The organism is Litorivivens sp., from assembly GCF_041625495.1.
Classification (GTDB): domain Bacteria; phylum Pseudomonadota; class Gammaproteobacteria; order Pseudomonadales; family Spongiibacteraceae; genus Litorivivens.
Window position 1 is genome coordinate 1 of the sequence record NZ_JBFJTH010000126.1, and the last position, 11334, is coordinate 11334.

The 11334-nt window shown below is 55.2% G+C and carries 12 protein-coding genes; 4 read left to right on the plus strand and 8 right to left on the minus strand.

Features of this window, described 5'->3' with window-relative positions:
- The 3 genes from ABYP39_RS13705 to ABYP39_RS13715 form a co-directional block, all read right to left on the minus strand.
- Positions 1-336, minus strand: a 336-nt coding sequence (locus tag ABYP39_RS13705; protein ID WP_372783062.1) for an AMP-binding protein, incomplete at its 3' end; no start/stop codon positions are given.
- Between the two features lie 89 nt (positions 337-425).
- Positions 426-803 carry a DUF2237 family protein gene (locus ABYP39_RS13710; RefSeq protein ID WP_372747480.1) on the minus strand — a complete coding sequence of 126 codons (378 nt, stop codon included), beginning with the start codon at positions 801-803 and terminating at the stop codon, positions 426-428.
- 61 nt (positions 804-864) lie between these two features.
- Complete coding sequence (locus tag ABYP39_RS13715; RefSeq protein ID WP_372747479.1) at positions 865-1476, minus strand: transferase hexapeptide repeat family protein; 612 nt, start codon at positions 1474-1476, stop codon at positions 865-867.
- Positions 1477-1660: 184 nt separating this feature from the next.
- On the opposite strand from ABYP39_RS13715, the gene pyk reads away from it, so the two are divergent.
- Together pyk and ABYP39_RS13725 are read left to right on the plus strand one after the other, a co-directional pair.
- A complete protein-coding gene (gene pyk / locus ABYP39_RS13720; protein ID WP_372759133.1) occupies positions 1661-3091 on the plus strand; it encodes a pyruvate kinase in 1431 nt (476 codons plus the stop codon).
- Between the two features lie 98 nt (positions 3092-3189).
- Positions 3190-3636, plus strand: a complete 447-nt coding sequence (locus ABYP39_RS13725; protein WP_372759132.1) for a nuclear transport factor 2 family protein — start codon at positions 3190-3192, stop codon at positions 3634-3636.
- A 92-nt stretch (positions 3637-3728) separates the two neighbouring features.
- Here the strand turns inward: ABYP39_RS13725 and acnB are convergent, their stop codons facing one another.
- The gene (acnB, locus tag ABYP39_RS13730; protein ID WP_372747476.1) at positions 3729-6341 is read right to left on the minus strand and encodes a bifunctional aconitate hydratase 2/2-methylisocitrate dehydratase; all 2613 of its coding nucleotides are present in this window, start codon (positions 6339-6341) and stop codon (positions 3729-3731) included.
- A gap of 218 nt (positions 6342-6559) precedes the next feature.
- Between acnB and ABYP39_RS13735 the strand changes: the two genes are divergently transcribed.
- Both ABYP39_RS13735 and ABYP39_RS13740 read left to right on the plus strand, forming a co-directional pair.
- A complete protein-coding gene (locus ABYP39_RS13735) occupies positions 6560-7033 on the plus strand; it encodes a DUF1289 domain-containing protein (protein WP_372747475.1) in 474 nt (157 codons plus the stop codon).
- 54 nt (positions 7034-7087) lie between these two features.
- A complete protein-coding gene (locus tag ABYP39_RS13740; protein ID WP_372747474.1) occupies positions 7088-7723 on the plus strand; it encodes a tRNA-(ms[2]io[6]A)-hydroxylase in 636 nt (211 codons plus the stop codon).
- Between the two features lie 16 nt (positions 7724-7739).
- Here ABYP39_RS13740 and ABYP39_RS13745 read toward each other — a convergent pair whose 3' ends face one another.
- The 4 genes from ABYP39_RS13745 to ABYP39_RS13760 all read right to left on the minus strand — a co-directional run.
- The gene (locus ABYP39_RS13745) at positions 7740-8189 is read right to left on the minus strand and encodes an ANTAR domain-containing response regulator (protein ID WP_372747473.1); all 450 of its coding nucleotides are present in this window, start codon (positions 8187-8189) and stop codon (positions 7740-7742) included.
- A complete protein-coding gene (locus ABYP39_RS13750) occupies positions 8182-9468 on the minus strand; it encodes a CmpA/NrtA family ABC transporter substrate-binding protein (RefSeq protein ID WP_372783064.1) in 1287 nt (428 codons plus the stop codon). Before ABYP39_RS13750 ends, ABYP39_RS13745 begins: the two co-directional genes overlap by 8 nt.
- Entirely contained in the window at positions 9465-10322 is an 858-nt protein-coding gene (locus ABYP39_RS13755; RefSeq protein WP_372783066.1) for an ABC transporter ATP-binding protein, read from the minus strand. Before ABYP39_RS13755 ends, ABYP39_RS13750 begins: the two co-directional genes overlap by 4 nt.
- 19 nt (positions 10323-10341) lie before the next feature.
- Positions 10342-11334 (minus strand): ABC transporter permease (locus ABYP39_RS13760; RefSeq protein WP_372783068.1); only part of this gene is annotated, 993 nt, incomplete at its 5' end.

An 11334-nucleotide genomic window follows, 5' to 3' on the forward strand; every position in this document is an offset into this window, starting at 1 on the left:
GGCAGCTTTTGCAACACGCTCGTGGGTGATGAAGACTTTGGATTCCGAATCTTCAAGAATGTAGGCGACTTCCGGTCCAGCCAAGTGCCAGTTGATGGGCACCATGTAAAAACCGGCTTGGGTTGCTGCCAGGTAAATGTGATAAAACTCGGCGCAGTTTGGCAGCATCATCGCAACGGCATCTCCGCGCTGCATGCCCAGTGCGCGCAGCCCGTGAACCACCTGGTTGGCGGTGTTGAGCAGATCGCCACGGGTGTATTGCTTGCCGTCGGGTGCGACCAGAGCCAGTGGTGAGGGGTCTTTGCGGGCAAATGACCAGAATCCCAGTTCAGACATGCGGTTTCCTCCCTTCCTTATGGTTTGTTGGCCGAAACTATAGCACCACCATGCAGTGTCGCCATCGCCTCAAGCGGCGAGTTGCATTATCAATTCAGGTCAGCAGCAAAGCGGCGGAGTACAGAGAGAGGGACCGTATCGAGAGCTTTCTGATGGGTGCGTTGCAGAAATACCCGTGGCGCCATGTTTTGTTCGTGGGCTTCCAGCCAGCGCGCAGCGCAAAGACACCAGCGGTCGCCGGGTTGGAGACCGGGAAAGCCAAATTGCGGGGCGGGGGTGGATAAATCGTTGCCGCGAAAGCGCGAATATTCTAGAAACTCTTGGGACATTTCCACGCATACGGTATGTGAGCCCAGATCTTCAGCGCTGGTATTGCAGCAGCCGTCGCGAAAGAAACCTGTTACGGGGTCTTCGCTGCAGGGAAGCAGGGGTTCACCGAATACATTGAGTGACTCTTCCATGGCCATTGCATCACTCCATTATTGAAAGGGTGAAACCATACCCTTGCGTGGCTACAACGTGCAAGCGTCACTGCTTTTTCAGTTCGTGGAGAGCCATTGATGTTGTTCGGTCACACTGCAGGCTGGGTCGATTTTCTTCCATTTCGGGAAGCGGCGCGACCGCTTCGAAGCTGCCAAAGTAGCGATCAGTCAGATGCTGGTATTGCTCGGTGCCGTGAGTTTTCCAGCCAATTTCCTCGTTGGTCAGTGTGCGCACAATTCGCGCGGGTACGCCGGATACCAGCGTTCGAGGCGGGATTTCGAAACCGGCTTTGACAAAGGCGTTGCCGCCTACAAAAGCCTCTTCGCCTACGACCACCCCGTCCATCACTGTGGCATTGATGCCCACTAATGCATTACGTTTTACGATGCAGCCGTGAAGCACCGCGCCGTGACCGATATGGCCAAGCTCTTCCACCACGACCTTTTTTTCGGGAAAGCTGTGCAGCATGCAGTGATCCTGGACATTGGCACCGTCGTGGACTTCCACAATGCCAAAGTCGCCGCGCAGGCAGGCAAACGGGCCGATAAAACAGTGGGCGCCGATGCGTACGTCACCAATCAACACCGCTTCGGGGTGTACAAAGCTGCTGGGGTGAACGACGGGGATAACCCCTTCCAGTGCATAGACCTTAGCCATAAATACTCCCGAAGCGCGGCGGTGGGTTGCAGAATCAATTGGTGGAGACAAGCATAGCATTGCGCAATTGCGTGAAAATCGTCCGTTTGATCAGCAGGTCTCTGGCACAACACTGATTTTTCGCCTCAACTCAGACATAATGGATGGGTTAATACCATCAATTTGAGGTCAGTAGAAACCCTTCATGCGCAGAACGAAAATTGTCGCAACCATCGGCCCAGCTTCCGACAGTGTTGAAACCCTCTCAGCCCTTATCAAGGCGGGCGTTAATGTGTTTCGGCTTAATTTTTCTCACGGCCTGGCCGATGAGCAGCGCCAACGCGCTCACCGGATTCGAGAGTTGGCGGCCGAGCTGGGGCGGCACGTGGCGCTGCTGGGTGACTTGCAAGGCCCCAAGATTCGATTGCGTAAATTGCCTGACGATGCAATTGCCTTGAAAAAAGCCCAGACGCTGGTGCTCGATACCGATCTTGAGGACGGTGCCGGCGACAGCGGGCATGTTGGGGTGGATTATCCTCCTTTGCCGGAAAGTGTATCGGCCGGTGATATTCTGCTGCTTGACGATGGCCGGTTCCGGCTAGTGGTCGAGAAGGTGGAAGGCAATCGCGTGCACACCCGCTCCGAAAGCACAGGCACCCTTAAATCGCGTAAGGGGATTAACAAATTGGGCGGTGGTCTGTCAGCTCCGGCGTTAACGGCAAAAGATCTGCAGGACGTCAAAGTGGCTGCCGAGTTGGCGCTGGATTACGTGGCAATCTCATTTCCCAGCGGTGCCGCAGATATCGAATATGCTCGCAGTGAATTGACCAAGGCCGGTTGCATTGCCGACGTCATCGGTAAAGTTGAGCGGGCGGAAGCGGTGGCGGATCCAGCAACCCTTGATGCGTTAATTGAAGCCTGTGACGGCATTATGGTGGCGCGGGGAGATCTTGGTGTCGAGATTGGCGATGCTAATCTCATTGCCTATCAGAAGCTGATGATAAAGCGGGCGCGGCAGCTTAACCGGGTGGTCATCACCGCGACCCAGATGATGGAATCGATGATTTCCAGCCCGCTGCCCACTCGTGCAGAAGTGTTTGATGTGGCCAATGCCGTGCTCGATGGTACCGACGCGGTTATGCTTTCGGCTGAAACTGCTGCCGGCCAATATCCGGTAGAGACGGTCGAGGCCATGGCAAGTACTTGTGTAGGTGCGGAGCAGTCGCCATCGATAAGGCGTTCCGGTCATCGCATGGATCGTGAATTCGTCAGCGCTGAAGAGGCCGTTGCGATGGGTGCCATGTACACGGCAAATCACCTGCAAGGGGTGAAGGCCCTTATTGCACTGACGGAATCTGGCAAAACGCCTTTGCTGATGTCTCGCATCAGCTCCGGGCTACCGATCTACGCGGTGAGTGGCCATCAGACCACCTGCAATCGAGTATGTTTATATCGGGGTGTCCGACCGGTCTATATGGAGACAGCAAAATATACCCCGGAAGAGTTGATTCCGGCGGTGGTGGCACACTTGCGCGACAAGGGGCTGGTAAACCCTGGCGACACGGTATTGTTTACACACGGCGATAACGTCGGTGTGGGGGGCTGTACCAATACGCTCAAGATACTTAATGTGTAAGCGGATGAGGCTTCCCCCATTGGGGTGAGGCGGGAAAGCGCGGGGGCTTCTAAGCTATGACTTTATGTCATGAGTAATCATAATAAAGGAGCCGCCGTATGCTGTCCCAACAGGAAATCTCAGATCGTTTTGAAATTCAGGATCTGCTGTTCCACTACGCTGATATTATAGACCGCAAGGCCGCTGATGAATTGCGGGATGTCTTTACGGAAGATGCCCATATAGATTACAGCGCCTTTGATGGCTCGGTCGGCGACCTTAATACCACCATCGACTTCCTGAAGCAGGCACTGCCCGCATTCCCCAACTCCCAGCACCTTAACGCCAATATTCAGATCAAGCTCAATGGTGACGAAGCCGAAGGTCGGGTGATGTGTTTCAACCCCATGGAAATGTCGATGGGCGACGACCAGCCAACCCATGTGTTTATGCTGGGGCTATGGTATGTCGACAAATATGTAAGAACGGATAAAGGCTGGCGGATTAAGGAAAGGGCGGAAGTAAAAAGCTGGAAATTCAATACGCCGGATTTTATGACGTTCTAGTGGCTGTATAGGCCAGCAAACTCACCAGCCCGCGTTGCAGGCAAAAAAAAGCCCGCGCTAGGCGGGCTTTTCAAGCTTGCTCAGTAAACGGCTTACGCCACTTCCTGAATCTCCACCGCTGCAATGCGGGCGCCTTCCTCGGCACCTTTCTGGAACTCTGCAATCTGATCAAAGTTCATGTAGCGATAGATTTCGCTGGACATGGAATCGAGATCTTTCGCGTATTGCAGGTACTCTTCCGGCGTTGGCAGTTTGCCCAGAATTGCGCCAACCGCTGCCAGTTCGGCAGAGGTCAGGTAGACGTTAGCGCCATCACCGAGACGGTTGGGGAAGTTACGGGTTGAGGTGGACAGCACCGTGCTGCCTGGGGCTACTCGTGCCTGGTTACCCATGCACAGTGAACATCCAGGCATTTCCATGCGCGCGCCGGCGCGGCCGAAGATGTTGTAGTAGCCTTCTTCCATGAGGGTGTGCTCGTCCATTTTGGTGGGCGGAGACAACCACATGCGGGTGCTGATGCCACCTTTGTGCGCGTCCAGCAGTTTGCCGGCGGCACGGAAGTGACCAATGTTGGTCATGCATGAGCCGATAAAGATTTCGTCAACCTTGTCACCAGCCACTTCAGACAGCTTTTTGGCATCGTCCGGGTCGTTCGGGCAGCAAACAACAGGCTCGTTCACGTCGGCCAGATCGATTTCGATCACGGCGGCGTATTCGGCGTCTTTGTCGGCTTCCATCAGTTCCGGGTTGGCCAGCCACTCTTCCATTTTACGGGCGCGGCGCTCAAGGGTGCGCGTGTCACCGTAGCCTTCGCTGATCATCCAGCGCAGCAGAGTAATGTTGGAGCGCAGGTACTCGGCAACAGACTCTTCGCTCAGTTTGATGGTACAGCCAGCGGCAGAGCGCTCGGCAGAGGCATCAGACAGTTCGAATGCCTGTTCGGCCGTCAGGTGGTCCAGACCTTCGATTTCGAGAATGCGGCCAGAGAAAATGTTCTTCTTGCCTTTCTTCTCTACGGTCAGCAGGCCTTCCTGAATGGCGTAATACGGAATGGCGTGAACCAGGTCGCGCAGGGTGATGCCAGGTTGCATCTTGCCTTTAAAACGAACCAGTACCGATTCGGGCATGTCCAGCGGCATTACACCCGTAGCGGCGGCAAAGGCCACCAGGCCGGAACCCGCCGGGAATGAAATACCCATCGGGAAGCGAGTGTGTGAGTCGCCGCCGGTACCCACAGTGTCGGGCAGAAGCATGCGGTTCAACCAGCTGTGGATGATGCCGTCGCCGGGGCGCAGCGATACACCGCCACGGGTCATAATGAAGTCGGGCAGGGTGTGCTGGGTGTCGATATCCACAGGCTTGGGATACGCGGCAGTGTGACAGAAAGACTGCATGGTCAGGTCGGCAGAGAAGCCGAGGCACGCCAGGTCTTTAAGCTCGTCGCGGGTCATTGGGCCGGTGGTGTCCTGAGATCCCACTGTAGTCATGCGCGGCTCGCAGTAAGTGCCGGGGCGAATACCTTCGACGCCACAAGCCTTACCGACCATTTTCTGAGCGAGCGTGAAGCCTTTGTTGCTTTCTGCAGGTGCTTCCGGCTTGCGGAACAGGTCGGTCTCGGGCAGGCCGAGCGATTCGCGGGCTTTGCTGGTCAGGCCGCGACCGATGATCAGATTGATTCGACCGCCAGCCTGAACTTCGTCCAGCAGTACGTCAGATTTCAGTTCGAATTCGGAGATTGTCTCGCCGGCTTCGTTGAGAATCTTGCCGTCGTAGGGGCGAATTTCAACGATGTCACCCATGTTCAAATCGTCAACGGGTGCTTCAAAAACCAGTGCGCCAGCATCTTCCATGGTGTTGTAGAAGATAGGGGCAACCTTGTTACCGATACAGATGCCGCCAGACTTCTTGTTCGGGGTGCCCGGCATGTCGTCGCCGAAGAACCACAGTACGGAGTTAGTGGCGGATTTGCGTGAGGAGCCGGTACCGACAACGTCACCAACGAAGGCAACGGGCAGACCTTTATCTTGGATTTCCTTGATTTGAGCCATCGGGCCGCGTACGCCATGCTCTTCCGGCTCAAGACCGTCGCGCTTCATTTTGTACATAGCCAGAGCGTGCAGGGGGATGTCCGGGCGGCTCCAGGCATCAGGGGCAGGGGACAGATCGTCGGTGTTGGTTTCGCCGGTGACCTTGAAAATAGCCACTTTAATGGACTCGGCTACTTTGTCACGCTTGGTGAACCATTCGCCGTCGGCCCAGCTTTGCATTACGGCTTTGGCATACTCGTTGCCAGCTTTCGCTTTTTCTTCCACATCGTGGAAGGCGTCGAACATCAGCAGAGTGTGCTTGAGTTCTTCGGCTGCTTGGGCTGCCAATTCGCTGTCGTCCAACAACTCAACGAGCGTCACAATGTTGTAACCGCCGTGCATGTTGCCCAGCAGGGTTACAGCTTTGGAGCGGTCGATCAGAGGAGAACTGGCTTCACCTTTAACAATGGCGGCAAGGAACCCGGCTTTTACGTAGGCCGCTTCATCAACGCCCGGCGGTACACGCTCGGAAATCAGTTCCACCAGAGTGGCTTCTTCGCCAGCAGGGGGATTTTTCAGCAGTTCCACCAAGGCGGCAACTTGCTCAGGGTTCAGGGGTTTCGGGGGAATACCCAGTGCAGCACGCTCGGCAACGTGTTCACGGTAGGCTTCAAGCACAGTTAAGCTCCTCTGGTCGCTATTTCGGTACCCTAAAGCCGCCAGGATCGCTAGCAGCCGGGGCTATCGATGCCCATCATCGACGTCGAAAGGTGCGTAATTATACTGTAAATCAACCAGTTCGCTAAGAGGTAAAGGCAAGACTTGTCTCTGTAAGCGGGGGCGGTTACCGTTATACCCGCCGTTTTTGCCGTGAATAAACCGGAGAAGTTCCATCTGTGAGTCCGCCCACCCTGAGTCAAAATGTTCTGCCACGAGTTACCACCCCCTGCATTGGGGTGTGCTCAACAGCCCTGGGCGACAGTGTTTGCCGGGGCTGCAAGCGTTTTTCCCATGAAGTGATTGACTGGATCAGCTACACCGAAGACCAGAAACGGGTGATTGATCGGCGGCTGGATGACTTTCTAGCTCAGGTGGTGAAGAACAAGCTGCAAGTGGTGGATGCGGGCTTGCTTGAGTGGCAGCTGCAGGCCCAGCAAATTCGCTACAAGCCCCATAAATGCCCTGAAATTTGGGCCTTTGCGCTGCTTAAGGCCGGGGCCGCCCAGATCAGTGATCCCGCCGACTTCGGATTGGCTATCGATGCGCAATATCGCGATGTGCCGCTGCCGCAGTTGCGCGACATGATCGACCGGGAATTCTATATCCTGTCGGAAGCCCACTACGAGCGCTATATGAAGGTCGTGGTCTGACTTGGGTCTGGTATACTTGCGCGCCTTTCACGTAGCCACTGACCAGCCGTAGCCATGAAGACTGTAGATATTCAGCCCGTTAACGATTTTCTTGCTTGTGAAACGCCTGAAGCATGGCTTGAAACAGCTGTAGAAAACCTCTCTATCTTGTTGATAGATCACGCAAACTGCGAAAAAAAAGCAGCCTCTACTGCGCTAAACCTGATGTACCGCTACGTGGACAAACCGGATCTTTTACACCGTATGTCCAAGCTGGCGCGCGAGGAGTTGCGGCACTTCGAGCAGGTGCTGGCGATTATGCAGCAACGAAATATCGACTATGTTCAGCTCAGTTCTGCGCGATATGCCGGGGGGCTGCGCGAGTATATGCGCACGTCTGAGCCGGGCAAGCTGATTGATGTGTTGATCGTAGGCGCCTTTATTGAAGCGCGCTCCTGCGAGCGTTTTGCGCGACTGGCACCGCGTCTGGATGATGAGCTGGCTGACTTCTACCGTTCACTGCTGCGCTCCGAATCGCGCCATTTTCTCGACTATCTCAAACTGGCCAAGCAGTACGCCAGAGATGCGGGCGTTTCAGCAACTGACGTTGACGATCGAGTGGCATTTTTTGCCGCGAAAGAAGCCGAGCTGATTCAGGCGCCGGATGCCGAGTTCCGTTTTCACAGTGGGCCTATGGCAGCCGCAGCCTGATACCGCGCTGGGCAGCTCAATGAACGGCTACGTCCCGTGGCTGAGCCATCATTGCCAATGCAACTTCTCTTCGCAACACCTCAATGCTGTGACAGTGACTGATCGTGAGATCAATCAGTGCCTGCAGCAGGGCAGGTGTTACCCCGTCGCCAGCGTAAAGACTGATGCCAATATCACCTGCAAGTCGCCGCAGGCTTATTTGCAGGTCGCCGTCGGCACTGACCACAGGTTGCGGCAGGTCTCGGTGGGCTGACACCGCGTGTTCGAGGGTATCGCGGGCGGGTGAATTGGCATCTACAAAAATCAGGTCTGGCTGGAGGGATTCGATCAGGCTGTAGAGGCTGCCCTCGGACGCGCTGCGGGGTATCAGCACCATACCAAGGCTTTCCAATAGTTGAAATAGGTCTTTAGCGCCATCGCTCTCCACCCCGATCAGCAAGGCACGAAGCGCATTTGTGTTATCCATGGGTTTCATTGCTTTGCCTTAATTCGACAATATTGGCGTGGCTGAGATCGTGTTGTTCGAGATAGCTTAATACCTTGCCGACATCGAAGCGTTTACCGTCAAGAAACTGGTTCGGTCCCATATGCGGTGCGAAATTCTGTAGCATTTGTGGCGTAAGATTTCCCTCTGTTTTGCGGTTGATGGCGGGGCAGGGTACCCCGATCTCATTCGCAACTTCGCGGTAGAGTTCTGGCAGGTATACCTGTTCTGCAATGGCGCTGATACTTACCGGATTCTTGAGCTGTCCCCAGCGGTACATCTCAGCGATAAACCACTCAGCCTGATTCAGCCAGGGAAAATTAGCGCAGTAGCGGTTGAAAACATGAAAATCCGGAGCGTCCTCGGGGGCGCGGCCGGGGTGGCGCTGACTGATACCGCACAGAGACATGGCGACAGTTTCCAGGTCTTGATCGATATAGCCACGCGCAGTGAGCAGCTCCGCCGTAACCAACCGGTTCTCGGGCTGGTCCAGCCAGGCGCAGGCTTTCATCAGTGCGCGCAGCAGCGCACGGTGGGAGTGGGGGTGTTTTTCCGCCCAACCTTTGGCAACGGCGAAAACCTTTTCCGGGCTGTTATTCCACAGTTCGTACTTGGTCGCGACCACATGGCCCAGGCCGCCGAGTACGGCTACGGTATTCCACGGCTCACCGACACAATAGCCATCGATATCGCCAGATTTCAGGTGGTCCACCATATCCGGCGGCGAAATGACGACAATGTCGATATCCGTGTCGGGATTGGTGCCACCGCAGCCTAACCAGTAGCGCAGTTCATAGTTTTGTGTGGACACAGGAAATACAACGCCGAACCGAAATTTCGGTCGCTTGTTTTGGGTGTTCGCTTTGATGACTAGGTTAAGGGCCTGGGTAGCGGCGAGCGGTGAGAATTCCGCGTCGGGGTCCGTCGCCACAACCGCGTCGTAGAGCCTGTTGCTCAGGGTAATGGCGTTGCCGTTTAAATCCAGCACGAAGCCGGTCACCATATCCAATCGTGGGCCTGCAGCTCCCAGGCGCGCGGCCACCGGCATGCTTGCCAGCATCTGAGCGCCGTCAAGCACGCCCAACCCTACCTTGTCGCGAATACTGGCCCAGGAATGTTCCCGTGACAGCGAAACATTCAATCCTTGTTCCTCGAAAAATCCCTTTTCTTTAGCAACCGCAAACGGAGCGCAGTCGGTCAGCGGAATATAGCCGAGTTTTATATCTTTCTTTTCCAGCGTTGTCATGGGGGTGACTCTCATGCGGCCTCGTCTACGGCTTCGGGATTTTCGGTGCTGGGACGATCCGGCGAGGGCCGGGATTGGGCAAGCGCGGGGTTGGACTGCTTTTGATGGAGGAAGCGCAACACCGCGGCGCGATACGCGTTGTACTGAGCATCGCTAGCGAGGGTCAGGCGGTCGCGTGGGCGTTCCAGGTTGATGTCCAGCACTTCCCCGATGGTGGCGGCCGGGCCATTCGTCATCATTACAATTCTGTCTGAGAGGAGTACGGCCTCGTCCACGTCGTGGGTGATCATGACAACGGTATTGTTCAGCTCTGTCTGTATTTCCATCAGCGAATCCTGCAGGTGCGCACGGGTCAGTGCGTCCAGAGCGCCAAAAGGTTCATCCATCAGTAACACTTTGGGTTCCATCGCCAGTGCGCGAGCAATACCAATGCGCTGTTTCATGCCGCCGGAAAGCTCCGAGGGGTATTTGTGAGCGGCATGGCTCATGTGTGCGAGCGCCAGATTGTGTTCCACCCATTGCTTGATTTCGGCTTTAGATTTTTTGCCTTTGAATACCTGCTTCACGGCGATCTCAATATTTTCGTAAGCTGTCAGCCACGGAAATAATGAATGATTCTGGAACACAACCGCGCGTTCCGGGCCGGGGTCGGTTACCTCTTTGCCTTCGAGGACTACTGCGCCTTGAGTGGCCTGGTAGAGACCGGCAATGATGTTTAGCACTGTGGATTTGCCACAGCCGGAATGCCCTATCAGCGAAATAAATTCGCCTTTCTGAATTTTCAGGTTAACTTTTTCCAGCGCCCGAAACGGACCCTTGGGCGTTGGAAAATCCATGGTCAGTTGTGACAGCTCAACATAGGGGTTCATGATGGGCTCCTTGGATACATCAACTTTTCACGTCTTCGTGAGAGATCATTTTCTGCAGGGTTAGCATCAACCAGTCGAGCACAAAGCCGATAAAACCGATGGTCACGACGGCGAACATGATGCGGGCGAGTGATTGAGAGCTGCCGTTCTGGAATTCATCCCAGACAAACTTGCCGAGACCGGGGTTCTGGGCGAGCATTTCAGCGGCAATCAATACCATCCAGCCAATGCCGAGGGAGATTCGTAAGCCGGTAAATATCATGGGTAGTGCGGCGGGAATCGCAATTTTCCGTACGCGGGTAAACCACCCCAGACGGATAACACGGCCGACGTTGATCAGGTCTTCGTCGATATTGCCAACACCCACTGCGGTGTTTATCAAGGTCGGCCACATGCAACACAGGGTTACCGTTATTGCAGAGTTCACAAACGATTTGGCTAACAGTGGGTCGTCACTAATGTAAACCGCGCTGACCACCATGGTGACGATGGGCAACCACGCTAGGGGTGATACGGGTTTTAGAATCTGAATAATGGGAGATAAGGCTGTGTTTAGTCCGCGGCTAAGTCCGCAGGCAATACCGATGGGAACCGCGATTAGCGAGGCCACAACAAAGCCGGTAAAAACCGTTTTCAGGCTGGTGAATATCTGGTCGATGAAGGTTGCGTTTCCGGTGTAATTGCGCCACTTAATATTGGCGTCAGGGTTGCGTTCCAGCTTCTTGGCGTTACGTTTTTGCTGGCGCTCATAAAAGGCCGCTTCCTTGGCGCGCTCTTCTTTATGCTCGGCATAGAGGGTTTTCCCCGCGTCGAGTACCGCTGAAGGTCCCGGCAATTTCCCCAGGCTGGTATCCACTTGTGCCGCGCCGGCGGCCCATAAAAACAGAAATAGTGAAATGGCCAGTAAGGGCAGCCCAATGAGGTTGCCCAGCAAGCGCGATTGTTCTTTCGGGTCTTCCCAGAAGGCCAGTTTGACCATCGGGACCATCCAGCGAAAGCCTGCGACTTCGAA